This is a genomic window from Halobacteriovorax sp. RT-1-1, from assembly GCF_047085455.1.
Classification (GTDB): Bacteria; Bdellovibrionota; Bacteriovoracia; order Bacteriovoracales; family Bacteriovoracaceae; genus Halobacteriovorax_A.
Map to the genome: position 1 here is coordinate 1,517,646 of NZ_JBKIXZ010000001.1, position 24,841 is coordinate 1,542,486.

The following is a 24,841-nucleotide window of genomic DNA, read 5'->3' on the forward strand; positions in this document are numbered from 1 at the left end:
AGTTATGGCTAATGTTTGAAGAATTGTCTTTCTTACATAGTTGTAAAATTTTCTCTCCCATTAACAAGTGATTAATGGCAATATGCCGTATCAATTTGAGAGGGAGATGAATATGAAATCATTGATGAAATTACTTCTTTTAACAGTTGTCACAACAACATCACTAATGGCCGCTCAGGTTAAGCTTGTTCATATCACAAATGACGAGGATCAGAGCTTCTATCATCTAGGTGTTAACGTTGATGAAGAAATGGGAGAGGTGACATCAGTCTATAAAAAAGAATTCTCTGATAAGGGAAAAATCATTGGAAATGAAACATATTCTCTCGAACAAGTGATGAAAGGTGTTGTTCTTGTAAGAAGAAGCGATCGCGATGTTGTTAAGATCACAGTTAGTAACTTAAACCCTTCTGATGGTGGTGATATCGAAATCGATACTCTTTATAGTGGAGTAAATGATAGTCGTAAAAAGTATTCTGCATCTGTAGAAAGAGTTGGTGAAGATTGGCTCTTTAATTTTGAAAATAGAAGAACTAAAACTCTTCATTTCATCTCAAACAAAGTATTCCTAATTGGTGTTGTTGGAATCAAAGACATCAAAAGAAAATAAAAAAAAGGCGAACTAAATGTTCGCCTTTTTTATTTCGTATTTAAAATCTTAATAAATTCTTTTAGAAATGCCGGTTGATTCTTGTAGCTTAAAGTAGTCATATAGATATTCATATTCTTTAGTCCACTTACTTGCTCTGTCGTAAAATTATCGTGCTTCGATAATGTATGATCTGGTACAACAGCAATCCCCACACCATGCTTTACAAGTGCCTTGATACTCTCTAGAGAGTCCACAACGATCTTCTTTGGTGGCGCCTTTGTTGATAATTTATGAAGGTGGTCAAGCTCACTAAAAACAATCCACGTATACTCGTGAAGCTTCCTCTTATTGATTACTTCATTTGAGATGATCACAAATTTTTCTTCAAATAATTTTAAAGATGACGTTAGGTCTGATTGGAAATTATCTGTTGAGAAGATAATATCGTATATACCATCCTCAATCCCACGTCTAAGTGCTGGGCTATCGGCAACGTGAATGAAAATATCTCTTTTATAATTCTTTGCATACTTTGCAAGGATAGGGTTAAACCAGTTAACTAGTAGTCCATCTAGAATCCCGATATGTACAGGACGCTCTTGAGTGGTTTCAAAGATATTACCAAGGCTATCTTCAAATTGGTCGATAGACTTTAGAAGTTGCTTGGCCTTCTTTGTTAAAATAACTTTCTTACTTGAACGAATAATAAGCTCTTCATTCATCGATTCTTCAAGGAGTTTTACTTGTCTTGAAACTGCTGATTGAGCAATCTTCAACTCTGCGGCAGCTTTTGAAAAGCTTAAGTATTTTGCCGTAAGAGTAAACGCCTTTAGGTAACGATAGTCCATTGCTTACAGGGCCTCTGCCTTAGGAGGAATCTTTGTCTTATCTTTACGCCAGAATTTGCCTTGGAATTCTTCTTGTTGCTTATTAGTTACAACAAAACCTTCTTCGTCATTAATATAATTAAATTGGTAATCAATTAAAGTTTCACCAAGATAAAATGCCGTAAATGGATCAATAATAACTTCGATATCCATACAAGGGACAGGAATTAAAAAATCATCATCATTTAAGTTATGGAACCCAATTGAATACTTAAATCCCTCACAACCTTTACCACTAATAAGGATTCTTAAGTACTTTCCTTGTAGTGTGAAATCATTTTCAAGCATAAGATTGAGTTGATCTTGTGCTACTTGAGTAAAAGTAAGTTGTGGTAGTACAACTTGTGAGCGGTCAATATTATAATGCTCAGACTGCTGTGCGTTGTCAGATTGATTTTCCATTAGATTTTCCATTAAATTGTGTTGTTAGAGGGCTTTTAGCAATTAAACGAATCCTTTTCAAGAGGTTTTTCTTGAAATAAATTGGTAGAATACGAAAGCTTATGAAAGGAGCGATAAATGCTTAAATATATAATCGATATTCCAAATCCCCACACTCACTTAGTTAATATTTCTTTAGATGCAGTGCTGGATACAAATTCAAATGAAGTTCGCTTCTTTATGCCTTCTTGGTCGCCAGGCTCTTATTTAATGAGAGAGTACTCTCGTCATATTAAAGAAATCAAGGTTGAAGATTCGAAAGGACAACGTCTTTTCCATGAACAAGTTTCAAAGAATGAGTGGAGAGTTGATCTTACTCACCCAAGTTTTAAATCGACTTCATTTGGTGAAGATGGAAAAATAAGAATTGCCTATAGTATCTATTGTCATGAATTAACTGTGCGTACTTCTCATGTTGATAACACGCATGCCTTCTTACATGGGCCAAGTGTTTTTCTTGGCATTGAGGGGCAAAGTGGTAAGTCACATGTAGAAATTAAAATTAATCCACTTTGGTCAAAAGTAACAACGGCCTTAAAAGATATTTCTGAAAAAAGAGATCATTTTATCTATGAAGCGCAAGACTTTGATGAGCTTCTTGATACTCCAATTGAGATTGGATGCCATGAGACTTATGGTTTCATGCACCAAAATAAAGAACACCATATTGCTTTCTATGGAGATTTTGCTCATGCTCAATCTTCACAAGAAGTGATGGATAAGCTTAATGATGATATTAAGACGATTGTTGAAGAGACTGCAAAGATAGTAGGGGACGAGCTTCCTTACGATCACTATTATTTTATCACTCACTTAAGTCCAAGTGGCTTTGGTGGACTTGAGCACTTAGACTCGACGGTACTACAATTTTGTCCATTCCATTTAGCAAAAGAGAAAGGCTATAAAGAGTATATGGAACTTGTTGCTCACGAATACTTTCACCTTTGGAACGTAAAAAGAATTCGTCCAGTTGAGCTTGGGCCATTTGATTATAAAAATGAAAACTACACTCGTATGCACTGGTTAACGGAAGGGATGACTAGCTTTGTTGATCAGCTTATCACTTATCGCAGTGGCTTCTATTCTCTAAAAGAATACTTAGAGTGTATGAAGAAGAATATTAACAATTACCTTGGCACTCCTGGGCGTGGTTATCACTCTCTTGAAGATTCATCATTCAATGCCTGGATTAAACTTTACCGTGCTGGTGAAAACTTTAAAAACTCATCTGTTAGCTATTACCTAAAAGGTGGGCTCGTTTTCTTTATTCTTAATACACTGATGAAGAATGAAGGAAAGGGAATCAACGATCTTGTTCGTGCTCTATGGGCGGATTATAAAGAAAGACCTGCTGTGGGAATTACAAAAGAAGGCTTCTTCGAAATCCTAGAAGGACTTGTTTCTAAAAATATTAGCGATGAATTTAGACTTCTTGTTGAAGGTGTTGAAGAAATTGATTTTGAAGATTACTTAAAGCGCATGGGTGCTAGTGTTGAGTGGACAACTCCTAAGCTAGATATTGGTGCAACAGTGGCCGAAGAAGGTGGAAAGCTTATCATCAAGTCAATTCGCCAAGAAAGTTGTGGGTATAAAGCAGGACTAAATGCAGGTGATGAACTTATTGCTCTTAACTCATTAAGACTTGATAAGAAAGCCTACGATACAATGGCCGAGATGTATAAAGAAAATGATCAAGTTGATTTCTTAATTGCTCGCACAGGGAAGTTGATGACTTTAAGAGTTACTCTTGGAAACGGTCTTAGAGAGATTAAAGAAATAAATATCGAAGATGAAAAGAAATTAGAAAGCTTTTTATTTTAATATTCACTCAGGGCAAGCTTAAAGGGCCTGCCCTGATATTTCTCTTCGATGATTTCATAGACAAGCTTATTGTCCTTGGGCCCTTTAAGAACTCCCTTTTCTAAAATCTCAAAGTCAGTTAAGACCAATATCTTCTCATTTTCATCATCATGAAAAGGTGAGTAGGCCTTGAAGGCCGCTTCCTTAATACACCAGATCTCAAGAGGAGAGTGTATATTTAGTTCTCTTTCATGTGAGACAAAATACTTAAAAGTTCCTTCACGCATTTTTCGATCAGACCACTCAATATCAATACCGACTGACTTAACATCTTTATTTATGCATAGCGCACAAGCCGCAAGCTCTTTCGTATGACTAATTGAGACTAGCATATTGTCATGATTATCTAAATGTAAGTGATTGATAATAGATATATCTTTAAGGCCAGTTAATGAAGATAAACAATAACGACTCAGTCTAAAGTCATTGCGCTTGTCGGCCATGAAGCCTTCTGGTAGCTCCTCTTGGCCAAGGTATAAAAATGTACTTCGCATGAATTTTTTGTTGCTCATCAGCATTTCTTTTGCCATTATGCTCTAATATTAAGTCAATTAAATTAGCCTAAACTTTTGGAGTTAGCAATGTTACCACCGGATGCATATGAAGCAATCGTAAAAATGATCTTTGTTTTAATGGCAGGATGTGTACTTTGTATGTCCAAAATCAAGGCGGCCGAAATTGATCATAATCAGGTGTTTAAAACGCAAGTTTACTCTCAAGCAATCACAATCAAGAAATAAATTTTCATTGGACACAAATCCTCTTTAGTCCTTATAATATAGGGAGTTATCCATCTATACTGCCACGGAGAGGAAGTAAATGAGTGTCCCAAGTAATCTAATTCAAGGTTTAAATTTTCTACGTCCCAGAGACAAATCAGGTAAGCACCAAAAAGTAACAGACTACTATGGTGAAAATACGTTTGATATTCAAACGGCAGAGGAAATCCCTGATTCAATTAAAGAAGAAATTAACGAGGCGATACATTCAAACTCTCATATCTCTAAGGCCCAGGCCGAGATCGTTGCAAAGGCCGTTACAAAGTGGGCCCTTGATAAAGGTGCAACTCACTTTTGTCACTGGTTTCAACCTTTAACTGGATCAACTGCTGAAAAGCACGACGCTTTCTTAGATTTTGACTACTCAACTGGAAGACCTATTGAAAAGTTATCAGCGTCTCAGCTAACTCAAGGTGAGCCAGATGCATCTTCTTTTCCAAATGGTGGATCTCGCTCTACTTTCGAAGCTCGTGGCTATACTGCTTGGGACTTAACATCTCCAATGTTTTTAATTGGTACAGGTGAATCAAAAACTCTTTGTATCCCAACTGCCTTTGTTTCTTATCACGGCGAGGCCCTTGATATGAAGACACCACTTCTTCGTTCAGTTTCGGCCCTGGGTGAAACCGCAAAGAGATTCTTTCACCTATCAGGTGAAACGAATGTTAAACGAGTCATTGCAACTTGTGGTGCAGAACAAGAATATTTTTTAATTGATAAGAATTACTATAATTTAAGAGAAGATCTTGTGATGACAGGACGTACTCTTTTTGGAGCTCCTTCAACAAAGAATCAACAATTAGATGATCACTATTTTGGGGCCATCAATGAGCGTGTGCTCGCTTTTATGGAAGAGCTAGATTATGAACTTCATAAACTAGGAATTCCTGCAAAAACTCGTCATAATGAAGTTGCACCAGGACAATTTGAGCTTGCTCAAATCTTTAGAGATGCTAACGTTTCAGCTGATAATAATCACATGGTAATGGCCATGATTGAAAATGTGGCCATTCGTCATGGCTTTGTTGCGCTTTTACATGAAAAGCCGTTTGCCGGTATCAATGGTTCAGGAAAGCACCTTAACTGGTCACTAGCAAGTGATACGGGAATTAATCTTCTTGACCCAGGAAGTGAACCACATCAAAACTATCGTTTCTTGGCTTTTACTTCTGTTGTTATTGCAGCAGTACATCGCCATGCTAAACTTTTAAGGGCCGCAATTGCTTCTCACAGTAATGATCACCGCCTAGGTGCTAATGAGGCCCCTCCTTCAATTATTTCTGTCTTTACTGGTTCAACAATTGAAAGAATCTTTAAAGCAATTAAAGAAGGTGAGGAATTCTCTCCTGAGTCACAAACGATTCTTGATCTAGGTGCAGGTGCACTTGCTAAGCTTCCAAAGGATAACACTGATAGAAACCGTACTTCACCATTTGCATTTACTGGAAATAAATTTGAATTCCGTGCCTGTGGTTCAGACCAATCAATTGGTTTTCCTCTGACAATTCTAAACGGTGCCGTAACTGCAGTTTTAGAAGAAGCAAATAATCTTCTAGAAGCAAAGATTCGTGATGGTGTTTCTATCGATCAAGCACTCCTTGATATTTGTCACACATTTATCAATGAGTCTTGGGATGTTATTTTTAACGGTGATGGCTACTCTCAAGCGTGGCTTGAAGAAGCCCAAAAAAGAGGACTTCCTAATTTAAAAACAACAGCTGATAGCTTAAATGTTCTTGTCGATAGACAAGAGACAGCATTTCTAACGAAGCATGGTATTTATCGTGAATCAGAACTCGATACTCGCTACAATGTACTTCTGGAAACATATATCACGAAACGTAATATCGAATTTGGTACTCTTTCAAATATGGTTAACCAATTAGTTATCCCTGCGGCACTTAATTACAAGGCCAAGTTAACCGCATCAATTGCTGCTTCAAAGGCCATTAAAGTAGAAGCGTCAGTAGAAACAGAAATTCTAAAAGATCTACAATTCTCTTTAGAAGCTGTTTTTGAGCAAAATAGAAATCTTAAGAATGCCTTGGCAGGTTTAAGTGATGTACATGATGAAGAAAAAGTGGCCCATTCATTAGCTTATGAGTTAATGCCTATTAGTGAGATGATTGCTGATCACTGTGGACGTCTTGAAAGTATTATTCCGGATGATTTATGGCCAGTGCCAACTTATTTTGAAATGTTATTTTTGATTTAATAATGTAGAAGGCCGCCAATAGGCGGCCTTTTTTATTTAAAGCTTTCCTTGCTCATTTAATTCATCTAATTTATCTCGTCCACCAATTCTTTCTCCATTGATAAAGATTTGTGGAACCTTCGTTTGCCCAGTGATAGCAAATAGTGACTGGTTAGAAGTATGTTGCCCAAGTATGATCTCGTTATACTTATGCCCTTTTTCTGTTAGAAGCTCTTTAGCGCGGTGGCAGTGTGGGCAACCTGGACGTGTGATAATAGCAATTGCCTCTGGTGCTTTGGCCTCTGGGTTTAAGTACTTAAGCATTGTATCAGCATCTGACACTTCAAATGGGTCACCTGGTTTATCAGGTTCAATAAATGATTTTTCAACAACACCATCATTTACCACCATCGAGTAGCGCCACGTTCTTGCCCCAAATCCAATATCAGACTTATCTACTAATAGTCCGATTCCTTTAGAGAACTCACCATTTCCATCTGGTAAGACACCAATTTCATCTGCATGTTGATCTTGTATCCAAGCATCCATAACAAATGCATCATTTACAGATAGGACGTAGATAGCATCAACACCTTCTTTTTTTATTGCACCAGCAAGCTCATTGTAACGAGGAAGGTGAGTTGATGAACACGTTGGTGTATATGCACCAGGTAGTGAAAAAACCACAACTCGCTTACCTTTAAATACTTCATCATATGATAGGTCAACTAGGCCACCATCTTTAAAAATTTTAAAAGAAGTCTTTGGAACCTGCTTTCCATCAATACTTTCAAATGCCATTATAATTCTCCTTGTTTTTGTTTAGTTCACTTAAGTTGACCATAACAATAGGTCATCACTTTTGTCTTGTCTTTATTATCGGCACTATCTCCTAATAATTCTATTAAATTAAAATTAACTTAAGATAAGTAAAATCTATTAAAAATTCTGGGTAACTATTCAAAACTTGATGAATGACAATAAATAATAAGAATTTCTTGCATCGTGTCGAATAATGAACGTAGAATCCCTTTTAGGCTAAAAGAATCTGTATTGCACGTTCGTTCCCGTTTCTTTTCCGCTAGTGAGCCTTGGGTATTGGGTAATCACTAAAGGGGGACGTGGTGAACTTAAAAAGTAATACAGAGGACAGAGTGAAGAAAACACTTATTCTCTTAATTTTCACATTTTTATTTAATACAAAGACGTCGATTGCTCTTGCGCAAGATGATGTCGTTGAACCTGTTACTTTTTCTAATTTTTCGGTTGATAATCATAAATTAGAAACAGAATTTTCAAGTACGGACTTGGCCGATATCTCGCCAATTTACCGACAAATCTATGATAATTACCAGGCCAATTATCAGGCAATAGGTGATCGTCTAAGTCATGATGCCAATGGCTTCTTTGGTGGAGTTAATCTTGTCGGTTGGCGACATGCTGGAGATTTTCATGGTTTTAAAGTTCTCTTTAACCGAAGTGCGGCACCTTCCTTATTTGATGAAGATCGCTACCTCGTTAATGATGAGATGGTTATTGAAATTTCAGCTAGAAACTTCTTAAGTGCACTACAACAAAAGGGGATCATTAATATATCTCCATCTGTCTTAAAGTCTTATAGTAATCTTTCCCTAAAGAGAACAATGAGATTTAATCACTTTGCTGACAATGTTGAAGATGCACTCCAAACAAAATTTGATCGACTTTTCTTTATGTATAAGTATTTAAGGCCGGAGAATTTTTCTAAACTTGGTGATTATGATTTTATCAAAAAGGAAGATGCACTTACATTTGCTGCTGGTGCAGCCGCCACTGCTTCTTATCAAGGAATTGGTGTCGCTGCTGGTGCTCTTGCAAAGTACGAAAGAAAATCAACTGTTGAGATTCAACGTCTAGGGCCAGCTGATAATGCTAAGGCCAATGAGATGATTCGATTAAGCGCTGAGGATTCAAAGTTAATCTCTGCAGGTGCCAATATTACTTTAATGGCCGATTTCTTAAATCTAATTAGACTTACTTTATTTCGTTATGACTTTAATTATAGCTTTGAGAAGTCATATAAAGCATATATGTCTTTATATGTTGATGATTTAAACAATAGTGAGAAATTAAATGAGCTTAAAGGCGTTGTGCGTTTTGGTAAATTTAATTACTCAACACTTGCGAGTAATATTACTTCTTATGAAAACCGTAAGAAGGAATTAAAAGAATCGAAGTATCTTGCTTTCATCATTGGTGGAGTAAAGAACTCTCAAACTGAGTCAACTGAGGTTGTTAAGGATGGGAGAGTTTATAAATTCTTCTCTCATCGTTATGAAAGACTATCTTATACTCAAAATATTTTCTCTAAATTACTTGGGGCCGTCTTAGGTAAGCTTATTGGTTACGATCAATTAGTTTCTAATGACCGTGTTGAATCGAAGAAAGTGAATATAAATTATCAGTCAGAAGAAGAACTGATTCATGCTAGACGAGACTTTGATATCTTCAGCAGTAACGTATTTACGATGACTTTTGATCAGCAAAGTAAGGTTAATAAGGACTATAGTTGGGCAGTGTCAAAGACAGAAGATAAAATGAAGGATCTTGTTAGGGCCCGTACAAATAGCTATGGAAACTTTGTCTCGATGTTTGATAATTATCAAGTCCGAGCTCCGGCGGAATTTACATCAACTATTACGATGGATAATTCAAATATAGCTAATTTTTTAAATCGTAATTCAGATGAAATCTACAATGTCTTCAAAGAAGCGTGTGGAGGAAAATCGAAAAATATTTTCGTGAAGCTTCGCTCACTATTTAGTAGCTGTCGTCATAAATTATATGACTCGTATGCAGACTTTTTAAAGGAGTGGTCGACTGGCAATTACACTTCTGAGATTAAAAAGAAGTGTGAGAAGAAGTATCGTTGGAAATATATTTTTAGGCCATCTAAGAGAAGGTCAATGATCGCAGCATGTATGGAAATTGGTTCTAAACAGTTATTTGCAAAATATAAGCATGAACTACCGCTGTGGCGTTTTAAAGATATTGCATATAATGTAAATAATCAGATTAAAAATGATCATCTTTTGACACGTCTATTTGGATCACATCCTAATAAAGGTAGTGTAAGTGCAAATTTAAATGGGAATATTCCTTATCAAAACTTCTACTCTGAAGGTGTTAATAAAGAGAATATTTTTACGCAGTTTCAAATTAAAGAAAATCTAAGATCACCAGCATCTTTATAAGATGTATAACGTTGTGGACGCCCTTGTTTTGGGCGTCCCAATTTCTTGGCATTTTATGCCACATTTTTAAAAATCGAGAAGATGCCTATTTATTAGAATTCTATTAAGAAGCCAGTTGTTCTATCCCAAGCTATCTATTCATGCTACTATAGCTTTTATGAACACATTTTACTTATTCTTCTATCATCCAAAACTTAAAGATCTTCTTTTAGAAGAAATTAAGCTAAAGCACCCCAAGCTTCACCTAAGCTTTTCTAACAAAGAGTTTGTTAGCATGAAGGGGCCAGATAATTACGAAACACAGCTTATTAAAAAGCCTGTTGCCTTTGCACGTAGACAGGCGACTTTTATCGATAAATATAATGAGATCCCTCTTGATGGTGAGTATATCCGAGTGGGGGAAAATCAATTTTGGCACTTTGATACTATTATCACTCCTGTCGATACCTTCTCTTTAACGGAGAGTGAAATTTCTGATGAGGTTCCTGCTAGGGCCTATCATAAGGCGTGCCAAGCATTTAGGCTTTATAAAGAAGAGATTAGTGCGCAAGATCAGATTGTGGAAATAGGAAGTGCTCCAGGTGGAATCTCATACTATGTCCTCGAAAAAGGGGCCAAGCTTGTCTCAGTTGATCCGGCGCTTATGGATCCAATTATTTCAGAAAAATTTGGAGATCAATTCTCACATATTAAAAAGAGTGTCTTTGATGTGACTAGGGCACAGCTACCAAAGCACTGTGACTGGCTCATTTCAGATTTAAACTTGAATGGAGATTTAAATACGAATCAGTCGCGTCGTATAATGGACTTTTATAAGAATATTAAAGGTGCTTTCTTAACTATTAAGACACCTGTAATTAATGATCTTAAAAAGGTTGATGATTGGATAAAGGTATTTACTGCTGATAAGAAGTATGAAGTCTCTGTCTGTCATCTTCCTTCGCATCGAAGAGAAATCGGAATGTTTATAAGGCCACGCAAATAGCGTGGCCTATGTTTTTTATTGGTTTAAAACTTCAATTGCTTTTTCAATCCAACCTGACATGTAATTAGTTAAGTCTTTCTTTGTCTCAACATAATTAATATCGGCCTGAACTGGAACGTTTTCAGAATTTAACTCATAAGCAGAGTCAATTCCTAAGAGATTACCAAATTGGTGACCTTCAACACCGTATCCAAATAGCATATTTGGGATCTGTGTTGAAAACACGTTATAGCGGTCCTTAAATTGCGTGTTATACACGTCATTTGAGCGGTATCCTGCACCAGTACCGTTTGCATGAGTTCCTATTAATTTCGCTCTTTTTGAGCCTTGCAGTAGAATACTTGTAATATCACACGCTGAAATACAATTTGGTGAAACTAGAGCAACGATCTTTCCATCATATCCACCTACTTGTGGGTCAGCTGTAATATCAATATTCTGAGTTGCACGAGAAAGCATTCTTCCTTCACTTGCAGCTTCAAAGAAAGCATCAGATTGCATTGTCCAATCACTTCCATCAATGTCTTTAAAGATTTCTTCAACACCGTAGTACTCAATTAGTTGTCTCATATAACGAGTAACTGCTGAGGCCCAAGTAGCATTTGGGTAGGTTTTATCTGCTTCTGTTAGCATAGAAAGAAGTTGAGCAGGGTAGCCACCATTACCACCACCATTATTTCTAATATCTAAAATAAGGTCTAAGTTTTGTGCTTTAAAGAATTTAATATTTTTTCTAAGTGCTTCGATAAAAGAAAGCTGCTCACCTTTAAAGTATACTGTTGATACTGAAAAAGAGTTTACCTGCATATAAGCATATGCTTTTGCATCTTTAAGAATTAGAGCAGAGTGAACGATAGGGCTTCCACCACCATTTGCTGATGTCCAGTTTTCTAATTCAATAGCACCTTTTGGAAGGCCTTCTGGTAAAGTATCTACTTTTAGACTTGTGTCTTTTACAAAAGTTCTCTGTTGATTATCCCATTTAAAACGAAGCTCTTTTAACTTTAAGAAACCTTTTTGATCAAGGTAGAATGAAATATCTTTCTTTCTTACGATACTAGTATCACCAGAGTAGTATAGAGGTAGGCGAACCTTGTGAGTCTCTTGTGTTTTTGCACTTCTAAATTCAATGTCAAAATATGGCCTTGTTGGAAATAGAAAGTAGCGCTCAATTAACATTGCAGCAGCTCTTGATCTTGCAAAGGCAGGACTTGATGCGTCAATGTAAGGCATAAGTGCATCAATTGCATCACTTACTTTTACACCGTCAACACTGATTAGCTCATCACCTAATTCGATCTTATTAATGTAGTAGTTTTGTGTTTCAATAACTGATTTTTCAATAACCTTACCGTATTTTGAGGCAATGATTACTTTTCCGCTAGCTTCAACTAACTTTGTATTAAAACCTGATACAATCCATGGAGCTGCAATATGAGTACTTAGTCCAAAGTGTGTATCTTGAAAGTTAGCAATTAACTTTCTTGCACGATCGTAGAACTCCATATTACTTCTTGCTTGTGAAACAGCATCATCAACGTCAGCAATTGTTTGCTCAGCTTCAATTGCTTCTTTAAATATCTTATCTCCGTCAACACCGATGCGCTTCTTCTTCACTTCCCACAGGGCGTATTCAGCTTTTGTTTGCTTGTATAGATCTGTAATAATCTCAACTCGATCGATTTGATCGATGTACCAGAAATTCTTGCCAGAAAAAGCAGATTTATTAATTTGCATTCCATAGCTTGAAACGGCCATGAAACTTAATAGTAGTAGGGACATTATTGTCTTCATTGGGCTCCTTTTGTGAATGGAGAAAAATAGCAATGAGGCCTGCGCAAGTCATGGTACTTGGCATTAATTATTGAAATTATTCACACTTGTACAAATTCGAAAGGTAGCACTATGACACTAATAATTATTGCAAATAATATTTTTTTGACGGAAATGGCCAAAAATGTTGTTAGAAATTGAATAAGATTTCTCTTGGCCCTTTCTAAGCGCGCAATTTTATAGGTATTATTAGTGCGCAGGATGAAATTGGGGAAATTTTAATAATCTTTTGAGATTTTACTGATGCTTAAGCTTATTCCTAAGATGTCCCCATCAACTCTAACAGGAGAGAGTAATGATTAGACAATTAGCTGTTTTGCCAGGTGTTATTGTTGGAACGGGGCGCCGAGTTAAGCGTATTTATCGCTCGGAACTAAGATGCATTAACGAACTTGATGAATTACAAGAGTTTCAACAACTCGCTTACCAAAGAATTGGTGTTAAATTTCCTTTAGATTTTCTTGCTAGAAATAAGACATTTGCTCTGTTTAATAAACACGGGCTAATGTGTGGTGGTTTTACTTTCGCACTAGGTAGTGATTCTCGTGTCGTAAAAAGTTTACCTGATGATGCCCTAGCAAAATTAAAAAAAGATGTTCCAGATTTTGAAAATGATTTATTCGAAGCCACAGCACTTTGGATGTCACGCTATCAACGTTGTCGACTGCTAGGAGTTTACTTCTGGCTTATGATGTATATTGAAGCATCACGCATGGGACGTAACTTTTATATTTATGCATACTCAAGTGCCAAGCCAAAACTTGGTGAGATCTATAATACAATACGCCCGTTTAGACTTTATAAAGGCTATACTAAAATGCTACCTGGTATGAGTGAGCCTGATGATGAAGTTATTGAGTATGGAACAATGATGAATGTCCATTTATCATTTGGTCGCATCGTAATGTTCCTTTTAAAGAGACTACTAAAAGCTCGCTCAATTAAAAAAGTTAAATCTTATAGCTAGTCTGGCTAGCAAGGAGCGTTTGTATGTTGACCTTGGAAGAGGTCGTTGCCCCTTACTCACATATTAGGCTGGCGACTAAAGAAGATAACGAAGGGATCTTAAACTTTTATAAAGATATTCATATGGAAACTGGTGATGAAGCATTGTCATTTGATCGTGGCAGTGACTTCTTCAAGTTTTACGAAAGAAAAGGAAACCATTTCTGGACCTTCTTATTTCTAAATGAAGACTTAAGTATTTGTGGTGTTGGTACAATTGTAAGACACTTACGATTTATCGATGGTGACTATCGACCTGTTGCATATTTTTGTGATTTACGAGTTTCTCCTCAAGGAGGAAGAAGAGCAAAGGTACAGTGGCGTAAATGTTTTGCTGATGTCATTGCTGCTCTTCCTAAATTGGCCGAAGATCTTCGATGTGAAATGGCCTACACCGCGATCTTATCGGATAATGAAAAGGCCATAGCTTCCTTAACAAAGGGAGGGCGAGGTTATAACTACCGCTATATCAATAATTATCACGTCTATTCTGTTGTGATTCCTGCAGTCTTTAATCCAACGTTTTTTGATGTAAGAGAAATCCCTTTTTCTGATTTTTCAACTTTCTATACACAAGAGGCCCATGAGTTAGACCTTATGGAGGAGCTCGATGATCAAGAAGGTAATGCCTATTACGGTGTATTTGATGGCAGTGATTTAGTCTCAATCTTTATGATTGCCAATCGCGATCTTGGACGATCTTACAAGCTATATAACTTAAAGTTTGCAAAGAAGTTTTTAACTAATATTGTTGAAATGATGGGAAGGCCCAAAGTTGATAATGGTATTTTAAAAACCTTAGAGGTTCAATACCTCTGTTTTAAGTCTGCTATGAGTAACGATACAAAAAAAGATATCATATCTGCTATGATTAAATATTTAAAAGATTCACATCTGTTGAGTCATTATCATATCTGTAACTTATATACGGGACAGGATGAGATTCACTTCTCGCCACTAATTGACGGCGTTGTTGTGGAAAGCACAGGACATATGTTTGAAATTCACAGTGATGAGAATCAGGGCCTATGGCCTAAGAGATCTTTTCGTTTTGAAGGAAGTCTTCTGTGATATGGCCTTTTAATATTATTTCTAAACGTTACTTTGGCCGTGACTGGGTAGGTGTTTGGTATGAATTATTAAAAGAAAGGGGAGAGAACGATCAATGTGTGATTGGCCGTGCTAAGTGGCATGACGGTAACCTTCTTTCACCTGAGTACTTTGAATACTCTCATTCTTTGATGGATGGAAGTGCCTCAATTCCTTATTATTTAACTCAGCTTGGAGCAAAGAGAACTCCAGTCTATTCTAATTATCATAAGAAAATATCTTTTTGGAAACATCTGATGCTTGCTTTAAAAGCAAAGGATATTTCACCTGCAAGTGCTCCTGATTGGAAGGAGAAAAATGATAATAGACCTAAAGATAATTATGAATTTGAGGTAGGCGTTCTTAACCATGAGGAAACTAAGGCCTTTAATGATTTCTTAAAGGAGAAGAAACTTTCGCAAAATGTTGTTCTTCTAGAATTAATTAATCACCACGTTTTTTCTCTCATAAAAGATGATGCACAAGAGTTAAGATACTCATGGCTTCTGCCAATTAATATTAGAGGGATTGTAAATAAGAAGAGTCCTTACGAGAATCATACTTCTTTTGTTCAACTACGCTTAAATGCGAACTCTGATTATAACGAAATTAGAAATGGCTTTTCGCAAAAAGTAAAAACTTTAAATCACATTGGCCTATGGTGGGTTCATCATATTGGTGTTTTATTTGGCCGTAATTACATGGCAAAACTTTCACGAAACTCAGCGACTAAAAATTTCTGGCTAGGAACATTCTCTAATATTGGCGCCTGGGATGTTAGTGATGAAAGTTATAAATCTCTTTGTCAAGATGAAGTGTGGTTTGCAACGACTCCTGGATCTAAAAATTTTCCAGTAGGAATTGTTGCAATGGAGTTTAATGGCCAATTAAGTCTCAGCTTAAAAATTCATCCTTATATAGCAAAAGATAATAGAGGAGCGGCCAAGGCACTCCTCGCTAAGATTATTGCTGATATTAAATTTAATTACAGTTAAGAACTTGAACAGCTGGTGTTGAGCCTTGTAGCTCAGCTGCCACGTTGGCCGGTAGACAATACACGTGTGCATTCCACTTTAGACCTTCTAGGAAATAATCCACTCGACCTAATTCATTATCATTGTCAGTGTTTTGCATGAATCGCTTAACGTTACCAACACCAGCGGCATCTGCATCTGCCAGTGTCTCTTCTGGAAGTCCATACTGCCCATGAGCAAGACCAAAACCAACATAACCATCAGCACACATGCTCTGCTGACATGCAACGATTGCTAACTTTTCACGATCTTTCATATGTCCTGTTAGTGGTTCAAAATCTGAGTCTGGTAGATTTTGAAGCTCACTTGATACAAAACGATTTGTATATGCTGATACGTTCGAATAATTTTTAAGCTGACACTTGTTATTTTGCGGATTGATATAACCTGTACAACATAGATTAGCATCATCACCGGCCTGCATCTGTGTTCCCGCTGGCATACAACAAGCAAACTCATCACTTTCAAATACTGGCTTAAATTCGTTAGCTTTTGATAGTGGCTCGTAGTCAAGAGTATCTGCAATCATATAACCGTCAACACCATATTCAGGAGCTGCTGTATCATCGCGGTAAATAGGTTTACTACATTTGTTATCACTCATATCAACTACACCTGAGATATGATCTTTAATAACAATATTTGGAATACCTGTTAGTTCAAAATATCCAAGCCACTTTGTGATATCTTCACCGATTGCGTCTGGAATATCTACTAAAGAACAACTTGATGTATTTTGCGCTTGAGTTGCACTACAGTTTTGCTTTGACTGATCAGCGTAGTTGTAACATTTGAAATCTTCAAGTGAGTCCTGTCCGTGTGCTTGCATTTTATTTGGTCCCCACTCATGGCCACCACCATTAACTTCTTTATTGAAACTACGAACCCAGTTTTCGCTACAGCACATTTTCTTTCCATATGTTGAAAGTGCTTTAAATTGTGAGTAGGCACTAGCTTCTGGAATTCCTGCATCCTTTGTGGCCATCGTCATTGTGTTTAGCCCGTCTGTTTCTCTCTCATATTCTGTTAGAACATTTCCTGAGAAGCGTGTTGAAGTTTTTGCTCCAATTTCTGCTCCAGGTACTCTTGTAAGATCAACACCATCACTATTTGTGATTGTTGAATCATTTGAAATTGGTCTTCCAAAGATATCAAGAGTAGGGACTTTAAATGTATTTCCCATTTGAGTACAGCAACGATTATTTCTTATGTCATAGTCATCATCACCAACACGTGCTGGTTGTGAACATACTTGTTCTGTTTGCCAGAAAGAAAGTTCATACTGACTTGTGGCCGTGATTAGATCATCGATTGATACACCTTTTGTATTATCTGTTACAAATTTAGAAGCTGAACAATCTAAATCTGTAAAACAAGTTGAACCTGGTGCTCTTAGACATGCATTAACAGGTAGTGCCTGTGAGTCAACATATGGTGCATCTTCATCTTCAAGATCTTTCAGTAAATTATTATTTGTCAGTCCATTAAAAATCTCTAAGAAGTAAGTACTTAGGTTTTGAGAACGAGAAAGAAGTTGTAAGTCAGATGTTCTTGTACTCACATTATTAATGCGGTCAAAGGCAACATAGTCTCCTGTCGTATCGAAAGTTGGACAGCTTAGGTAAGTATTAAGATTCACATTATTTTGTAGATCTGTAACAGTGTTCCCCATATTCCCAATAAAGTCTGGTACTAGAACTGATTCGCGATCCATTGAAACGACAACATCTTCTAGATTTGCATCACGTCCAGGAAGGCATAGTCCCTGAACATTATTAAGAAGTAGATTCTTCTTTGCATTAGAATTAGGTGCTTCATTACCAATATAGTTAAATGGACGGCCAAGTGCTGGTGCTTCAAGACCTACTGTTGAAACAAGATCTTCATCTGAATCAACTTGACCATTTTGAAATGCTAGGGAAGTTGCCTTACGAGAAAGACGATTGTTGAACTTTTCATTATTGGCACCTTCTAGTGGCTGACAATGATTGTTGAATGAACAACCGTGAAGTCTCTTCGAACCGACTGTCGTGTAAGATTGAGACGAGTTGTTCACATTATTATATTCTGGTAGACAAGCTGCTCCACGTCCTCTGTATACACATCTTTTAACTCCACCAGAAAAAGTTCCACTTAAAGATAGTAGACGATCAATATCACTTTCTTGTGGGATTTCATTTCCGTTAACGTCAAAATTTGGAAAAGGTGACGATAGAGTTGATATATTTTCACAAGCGTAATCCCAACCTAGAGCTGAGACACATTCATTATCTGTGTTACAGGCATGAACCTGCTGGCAAGTTGCACCATCTGTTGCATAGTCAGTAGTTGGAATATTTGAACTACCATTAATAACTGAATCCTGTACTGTTACAGAGTAGCTGTTTTCAACAGTTTGATCTGCAAACTTAGCATTAATTGCTAAGAATAGTTTATTACTTGTGGCCTTAATTCTTCTTTTTGAACCAACTGCGAACCACTTGACTCCATCAAATGATCCAATAACAGATCCGTAGTTGAATCCATACCAGTCGCGGTCATAGCCATTAGCAACCATAAAGTGCTGTGCCTTCATGCGATTTAATCTTTGATCTTGCTGATCTTCATATGGCTGATGAGTCCAAGCAAGCATTGTTGCTGGTACAAAACAGGCACGTCCAAATAAAAAGTCATCAGAGCGATATTTTGTTGTTTTCGTACGCGATGATGTTGTTAGGTCCGGTTGATATCCTGCTGGGCCATTTATAAATTCATTTGAAAGATACTTTAAACTTGAAGCGTAGTAATCATTTCCACATGATGAACAACTAGAGTAGTTTCCACCTGAAACGAAGATATCATAAGTTATACCTTCATTTACTTGGATTTCTTTTGCTGCTTTGGCAGCTGTACTTGTCAGATCAAAGCTTCCATAAATCTCACTAAAACCAACGTAATCCGTTAGATTGTTTGGCTTTGACTTATCACCGTTAGCATAGGCAAATGCTGTTCCTTCTTGAGCAAGGTTTGGTTCAAGAATAACATCAGTAAGCGTTAGGTCTTTTTTAGAAACACCATTGCTGTCAAAATACCTTTGCGGGGCCGTCTTTGCAGAGAGATAGAATGATTGTTGTAAAGGAGCTTGTGGTTGATTTGAAACTAGGTAACATTGGTAGTTTACAACCACGTCATTTGTATCTCTTACTTCTTCTAGTGCACATTGAGAAAGTGAACATTTACAGTATGTCGCAATCTCTTGTTGAGCAGCTTCTTTTGAAGTTAGAATGGTAGGATAAGTGCTAAGGTCTACATAAAATGTAATCTTAACAGTCTGTGAGTCCTGAACAATATAATTGTCTCCAAAGACAACTTCATTGATTGATCCAATTGAAAGTGTCCATGAAGAATTCTGTGTTCTTGTGACTTCATCAACTTGAACAACTAGCTTATTTCCTAAATTTGCATAATAAGGAATTTGGAATCGTTGTGTACCAGGGTAGTGGTCTGTTGCCATCCCTTCATTTTGTCCCTGCTTATATACTTTATAACATTGTGCTTGGAAGTTATTGATTCGTTTACATGAAACATCAGTATAGGCATCAATCTCTAAGTTCTTGTACTTATTCGTCTCACTATATGGAGTTGTAATTTTAAGTTTTGTTGTATCTGTTAAGTTGTCATTCTCTCCTGATATTGTCACTGTTCCTGGAACAATAGCAGCACCTTCTTTATAGATGATTCCATTTTGATAACGTACTTCATGAACAGAGTTTGCAAAAGGCTTTGTTCCTTTATAGGTAGAAGCAAAATTTGTATCATCAATATTTGTCTCGTAGTTTTCGTCTAGATCAGTACGAGCACCTTCATAAATTGTTGTACAGATACCTCGCTCACCATCAAATGGAGTGGTACATTGAAATAGTTGCTTTAGGCGATTAAAGCGAATGGCCGCTTCTTCATCTGGCGTATAATCCTCATCTGGGTCAGTTCCAGGTACAGAACCTGTCGTACAGATATTATAGTAATTTGGATAGTTATAGATAGCAGATGGGTTAAGATCAATCTCATTTAAAACAGTACTTGGAATATTCTGTGTTTTTTCCGATAAATCCTGAACACATTGTCCATTAAGACAACAGTAGTCACTACCATTTCCACTACATTGTGAATCTTGTGAACACAAATTTCCTGTGTCAGGTGTTCCTATATAAGTGAAGAATAGTTTGAAAGAAATATTATTTCCAAGTGCCGTTGTAAGGTCATCCCCTGAACTTGTTGTTAATAGAAGTGAACTTGACGTTGTTGTTATATTTGAACAAGTTGGACAAATTTCATCAATATCGTATTTTACTTTCGTTGAATTTAGGGCCTTACCTACAATAAATGACTGAACATCAATATTGTCACAATAGCTCTGAGTAATAGACTTATCAATTGAGCGATAAGTAAATCTTAAGAAGTATTCTTTTGAATTCTCTGAAACGTTAATTGTGTATTGTGGAAAACCAACTGCCACTAGTGGTGTACCACTCTCAATACCTGGGAAGTTAACGACAGCACAGTAAGTCTTATTAAGATTTACTTTCACATAATTATGAATTCCACGGCCCCTTAATGTCAGCTTATCATCAAAGTAATTATCCAATTCAAATACGCCATCATAGACATTACCTGCATATTGAATATAGGCCCTTGAATCAGCGAACGTTGGATCGTTGATCTCTGTTTCCACACCATCGTTTTCACTGCTAGATGTAGAGCGATTATTAGCTGCCTGAGGTACGCATGAACTTGCCATCATAAGCATTAGCGTAAACATCAGAATGAATTTAAACTGTTCCGTGTATTTCTTCATTTACTATCCCAAATAGTTATCGTCTCAATCACGTAACTACTTAAGATTAATATAAAGTAAGGTTAAAATATGCCGCAGTAAAATCATAATAAAATGAGTTATTAGGAGGTTAGAGCTGAAAATCTCTAAAATCCATCTGAGCATTTGACTCAGATACTTGGCAATGGCCAAAATTATTTATGTTGGCCACAATACTTGTCACTTTTGGTGTTCATCTTGCAAGTTGGTTTTTGGCCCCAAAAATGCTCATAGACTAAGCTAAGTTCGTGTAAATATTTAAGATAGACAGAAATTTAAACGGCTTAGAGGCCATTCTCTTTAATAAACTTTAGAAATCGCTATTCTAATAGCTGTTCGAGGGTAGGATTATGAAAAGAGAAGAAAGAAAAGACGACGGGTCAATCTGGAGTTCATACTCAGATATGTTTACAACCGTTGCGGTTGTATTCCTAGTTATGTTCGTTTTCGCCATGATTAAAGTTGGTGTTAAATCTTTGCAGCAAGCGCAGGAAAAGAAGAAACACGAAGAACAACTTGAAGGAATGGTTTCCAAAGAGCAAAAAATCAAAGAAATGAAGGCCAAGAATGAGATTGAGCAATCAATCACTGAGGTTACTGATTATAAGAACGTGATCAATCAAAAAATGGTCGAGCTTTCTAAGTTTGTTGAGAAACTTGAAAAGAATAAAAAGATCATGGAAGAAATGGTTGAGAACCAAACAAAGAAAGAGTCAATTGTTGAAAAAGTTGGACAACAACTTGATAAAGAAAAGTATAAGTCAAAAAAGATCTCTCGTGAAAATACTGAATTAAAGAAAGAAATCAACGAAAAAGCAAAAGAAATGAAGAAGCGTCTTGAAGAAATTCGTAAGAATCAAGATGATCTACGTTCTAAAGAGGCCCAACTTGATAAGCTATCAAAAATGATGGAGCGTCAAAAGAAGGAAGAAAAAGAGCTTGAGAAGAAAATTCAGCAAATCGTTAAAGAGATGAAGCAGAAGTCTCAAGAGAATGAAAAGCTTTCTAAGAATCTTGAGCAAACAAAAGAGAAGATTAAAGAGCAAGAAGAAGAGCAAAAGAGAATTAAAACTGTTTTAGAGTTCAAAGAAAAATCATTAGTTGATCTTGAAGAACAAATTAAAGAACGCGACTCGATGCTTGCAAAAGCAAAAGATAAGAATAATATTCTTTACTCAAAAGTTGGTGAGTTAGATAAGAAAAAGAAACAAGTTGAAGAGCAGAAGAAGAAAATCGAAGAAACTCTTTCAAGTGTAGAGCAAGTTAAAACTCAACAAGAAAAGAAACTTAAAGAGCTTGAACAAGAGATTACTAAGCAAACTGAAGATATTAAGAAGATTACTCAAGTTAAGTCAAAGCTTGAAACAAAGCTAGAAGTTGAACAAAAGAAAGTTCAGGAGCAACAAGCTGAAAACAAACTTGTTAATAATGAGATTGTAAAAGTAAGATCAAAACTAGCAAATACTCTTCAAAAAGTAACAGAAGATACAAAGAAAATTCAAGAGCTTCAACAAGTTAAGCGCAAAAATGAAGAAGCAATTGCTAAGGCCAATCGTGAGATTGAAGGGCGTATTATTGCCCAAGAAAAGCTAGAGAAAGAAATTGTTGAACAGAAAAAGCAACAGCAACAAGAAGTTCAAAAGCTTAATCAAGATCACACGCTTAAGGTTGATAACCTAAATAAGAAGTATGCAAATATCATCTCAACAAAAGAGCATGAAATTAAAACTCTTAATGCTGATCACCAGAATAAGGTTGCGGACTTAACAAAGTCTTATGAGCAACAAAAACAGCAACAAAAAGCAGGTTATGAGAAACAAGTTGCTGATATGAATAGAAAGTTTCAATCAGAACTTGATACAAAGGATAAGCAACTTGCGGGTCAGAAAAAAGACTCTCAAGAGACGATTGCTCGTCTAAACTCGGATCACCAGAAAAAAGTTGCTGACCTTACAAAGACTTATGAAAAGCAGCAGCAAAACACTAAAATGGGTTATGAAACTCAGATTGCTAATCTTAATAAGAAATATCAAGGTGAACTTGATGTTAAGGAAAAACAATTAGCAGGTCAAAAGAAAGAGTCGCAAGAGACGATTGCAAAGCTAAATTCTGATCATGCAAAGACTGTTAATGACTTAACTAAATCTTATGAAAAGAAGCAACAAGATACGCAAATGGGTTATGAAACTCAAATTGCAAATCTTAATAAGAAACATCAATCAGAGCTTACATCTAAACAACAACAGTTAGATGGTCAGATTAAACAATCAAAAGATACGATTGCTAAGCTTAATTCTGATCACGCTAAAAAAGTAGATACGATTACTAAGTCGTATGAAAAGAAGCAACAAGATACAAAAATGGGTTACGAAACCCAGATCGCTAACCTAAATAAGAAATACCAATCAGAGCTTACTTCTAAAGATCAACAATTAGCAGGACAAAAGAAACAGTCGCAAGAGACAATTGCAAAGCTTAATGCAGATCACGCAAAGAAAGTTACAGATATAACGAAAGCTTATGAGAAGAAAGAACAAGATACGAAAATGGGTTATGAGACTCAAATCGCAAATCTTAATAAGAAGTACCAATCAGAGCTTGATACTAAAGAAGCTCAACTTGCTGGTACAATCAAGAAATCACAAGAGACAATTGCGAAGCTTAACTCGGATCATGCTAAGAAGGTTGATGACTTAACAAAGTCTCACCAGAAGCAACAACAAGACACAAAAATGGGTTATGAGTCTCAGATTGCAAATCTTAATAAAAAGCATCAGTCAGAACTTGATACTAAAGAAGCTCAACTTGCTGGAACAATCAAGAAGTCACAAGAGACAATTGCAAAGCTTAACTCAGATCATGCTAAGAAAATTACTGATCTAGAGAAAATGCATAAGAAATCTGAAGCCAAACAAAAAGCTGGATATGAGTCTAAAATTGCTGATTTAAACAAGAAGTTCCAATCGGAGCTGGAGTCAAAAGAAAAGCAATTAGCAGGTGTTAAAAAAGATGCGCAGTCACAGATTGCAAAGCTTAACGCTGATCACAAACGTGAACTTACTGATCTTACAAAACAATTTGAAAAAAGTAAGTCAGATCAGAAGCTTGCATATGACAATCAAATTAAAGATCTAAAAGGTAAGCATGCGCAAGCGATGGATTCACTTACAGCACAAAAAGATTCTCAAATCAAAAAACTTAATGCTGATGTTGCCGCTCGTGATGGAAAAATCGCAGGTCTTAACGATGATGTTAATGGACTTAAATCAAACCTTGCTCGTTCTCAGCAGAACAATCAAGGATTAAAAGGTGATATCAAAAACCTTCAATCAAAACTTGCACAAGGGGACGCTAAGAATAAGGGTCTTGCTGGTGAAGTTGATCGTCTTAAGGCGATGGTTGGTAAACTTGAAGGTGATAATAAATCACTTATGGCACAAAATGGTGGACTTAAAGATGCTCTAGGGCAGGCCGAGGGGCAACTTAAGGGAATGTCTGAAGAGAATGGTGGACTTAAGAAAGCACTAGGACAAGCTCAAGGTAAACTTGCTGGTATGGCAGAAGAAAACGGAGGGCTTAAGAAAGCTCTTGGTGAGGCCAAAGGTAAGATGAAAGGAATGGGCGAACAAATTGGTGGCCTTAAGAAAGCACTTGGCCAAGCTGAAGGTAAGCTTGCTGGTATGTCTGAGGAAAATGGAGGGCTTAAGAAAGCTCTAGGTCAGGCAAAAGGTAAGATGAAAGGCATGGGTGAAGAAATCGGTGGACTTAAGAAGGCCCTTGGACAAGCTCAAGGTAAGCTTGCTGGTATGGGTAAGGAAATCGGTGGTCTTAAAGAAGCACTTGGACAGGCCAAAGGTAAGATGGCCGGTATGGGTAAAGAGATCGGTGGACTTAAAGACGCTCTTGGAAAAGCTAAGGGTGAGCTTGCTGGTCTTGGTAAAGAAAACGGTGGTTTAAAAGAGGCCCTAGGTCAAGCTAAAGGTAAGATGGCCGGTATGGGTAAAGAGATCGGTGGACTTAAAGACGCTCTTGGAAAAGCTAAGGGTGAGCTTGCTGG

Annotated in this window: 16 protein-coding genes; 10 read left to right on the forward strand and 6 right to left on the reverse strand. The window is 36.7% G+C overall.

Annotated features, from left to right (window positions below; translation table 11 throughout):
• The first annotated feature begins 112 nt into the window (after positions 1-112).
• Positions 113-610, forward strand: coding sequence for a hypothetical protein (locus ACMAWV_RS07530; RefSeq protein ID WP_103217464.1), 498 nt, complete (start codon positions 113-115; stop codon positions 608-610).
• A 29-nt stretch (positions 611-639) separates the two neighbouring features.
• On the opposite strand, the gene ACMAWV_RS07535 is transcribed toward ACMAWV_RS07530, so the two are convergent.
• Both ACMAWV_RS07535 and ACMAWV_RS07540 read right to left on the reverse strand, forming a co-directional pair.
• Positions 640-1,440, reverse strand: a complete 801-nt coding sequence (locus tag ACMAWV_RS07535; protein ID WP_103217463.1) for a LysR family transcriptional regulator — start codon at positions 1,438-1,440, stop codon at positions 640-642.
• A gap of 3 nt (positions 1,441-1,443) precedes the next feature.
• Positions 1,444-1,881, reverse strand: a complete 438-nt coding sequence (locus ACMAWV_RS07540; protein ID WP_103217462.1) for a HesB/IscA family protein — start codon at positions 1,879-1,881, stop codon at positions 1,444-1,446.
• Between the two features lie 117 nt (positions 1,882-1,998).
• Here ACMAWV_RS07540 and ACMAWV_RS07545 point away from each other — a divergent pair, with 117 nt between their 5' ends.
• Positions 1,999-3,741, forward strand: coding sequence for a M61 family metallopeptidase (locus ACMAWV_RS07545; RefSeq protein ID WP_103217461.1), 1,743 nt, complete (start codon positions 1,999-2,001; stop codon positions 3,739-3,741).
• Here ACMAWV_RS07545 and ACMAWV_RS07550 read toward each other — a convergent pair.
• Positions 3,738-4,310 carry a 4'-phosphopantetheinyl transferase family protein gene (locus ACMAWV_RS07550; protein ID WP_412469644.1) on the reverse strand — a complete coding sequence of 191 codons (573 nt, stop codon included), beginning with the start codon at positions 4,308-4,310 and terminating at the stop codon, positions 3,738-3,740. The genes ACMAWV_RS07545 and ACMAWV_RS07550 overlap by 4 nt on opposite strands.
• 51 nt (positions 4,311-4,361) lie before the next feature.
• Between ACMAWV_RS07550 and ACMAWV_RS07555 the strand changes: the two genes are divergently transcribed.
• Positions 4,362-4,520: a hypothetical protein gene (locus ACMAWV_RS07555; protein WP_158246831.1), complete on the forward strand. Its 159-nt coding sequence runs from the start codon at positions 4,362-4,364 to the stop codon at positions 4,518-4,520.
• A gap of 79 nt (positions 4,521-4,599) precedes the next feature.
• On the forward strand, positions 4,600-6,774 hold the full coding sequence (locus ACMAWV_RS07560; protein ID WP_103217459.1) for a glutamine synthetase III: 2,175 nt from the start codon (positions 4,600-4,602) through the stop codon (positions 6,772-6,774).
• A gap of 36 nt (positions 6,775-6,810) precedes the next feature.
• Here the strand turns inward: ACMAWV_RS07560 and ACMAWV_RS07565 are convergent, their stop codons facing one another.
• Positions 6,811-7,554, reverse strand: a complete 744-nt coding sequence (locus ACMAWV_RS07565) for a glutathione peroxidase (protein WP_412469643.1) — start codon at positions 7,552-7,554, stop codon at positions 6,811-6,813.
• A gap of 323 nt (positions 7,555-7,877) precedes the next feature.
• Here ACMAWV_RS07565 and ACMAWV_RS07570 point away from each other — a divergent pair, with 323 nt between their 5' ends.
• Both ACMAWV_RS07570 and ACMAWV_RS07575 read left to right on the forward strand, forming a co-directional pair.
• A complete protein-coding gene (locus ACMAWV_RS07570) occupies positions 7,878-9,986 on the forward strand; it encodes a hypothetical protein (protein ID WP_103217457.1) in 2,109 nt (702 codons plus the stop codon).
• Positions 9,987-10,143: 157 nt separating this feature from the next.
• A complete protein-coding gene (locus ACMAWV_RS07575) occupies positions 10,144-10,971 on the forward strand; it encodes an SAM-dependent methyltransferase (protein WP_103217456.1) in 828 nt (275 codons plus the stop codon).
• A 15-nt stretch (positions 10,972-10,986) separates the two neighbouring features.
• Here the strand turns inward: ACMAWV_RS07575 and ACMAWV_RS07580 are convergent, their stop codons facing one another.
• On the reverse strand, positions 10,987-12,765 hold the full coding sequence (locus tag ACMAWV_RS07580) for a S41 family peptidase (protein ID WP_392991674.1): 1,779 nt from the start codon (positions 12,763-12,765) through the stop codon (positions 10,987-10,989).
• A gap of 334 nt (positions 12,766-13,099) precedes the next feature.
• Here ACMAWV_RS07580 and ACMAWV_RS07585 point away from each other — a divergent pair, with 334 nt between their 5' ends.
• The 3 genes from ACMAWV_RS07585 to ACMAWV_RS07595 are packed head-to-tail and all read left to right on the forward strand — an operon-like array spanning position 13,100 to position 15,893.
• Positions 13,100-13,771 carry a hypothetical protein gene (locus ACMAWV_RS07585; protein WP_103217454.1) on the forward strand — a complete coding sequence of 224 codons (672 nt, stop codon included), beginning with the start codon at positions 13,100-13,102 and terminating at the stop codon, positions 13,769-13,771.
• A 23-nt stretch (positions 13,772-13,794) separates the two neighbouring features.
• Positions 13,795-14,880 carry a hypothetical protein gene (locus ACMAWV_RS07590; RefSeq protein WP_103217453.1) on the forward strand — a complete coding sequence of 362 codons (1,086 nt, stop codon included), beginning with the start codon at positions 13,795-13,797 and terminating at the stop codon, positions 14,878-14,880.
• A complete protein-coding gene (locus ACMAWV_RS07595; protein WP_412469642.1) occupies positions 14,877-15,893 on the forward strand; it encodes a hypothetical protein in 1,017 nt (338 codons plus the stop codon). Before ACMAWV_RS07590 ends, ACMAWV_RS07595 begins: the two co-directional genes overlap by 4 nt.
• Here the strand turns inward: ACMAWV_RS07595 and ACMAWV_RS07600 are convergent.
• On the reverse strand, positions 15,880-20,766 hold the full coding sequence (locus ACMAWV_RS07600) for a hypothetical protein (protein WP_412469641.1): 4,887 nt from the start codon (positions 20,764-20,766) through the stop codon (positions 15,880-15,882). The genes ACMAWV_RS07595 and ACMAWV_RS07600 overlap by 14 nt on opposite strands.
• 368 nt (positions 20,767-21,134) lie before the next feature.
• On the opposite strand from ACMAWV_RS07600, the gene ACMAWV_RS07605 reads away from it, so the two are divergent.
• On the forward strand, positions 21,135-24,841 hold a 3,707-nt coding region (locus ACMAWV_RS07605; protein WP_412523476.1), incomplete at its 3' end, for a hypothetical protein.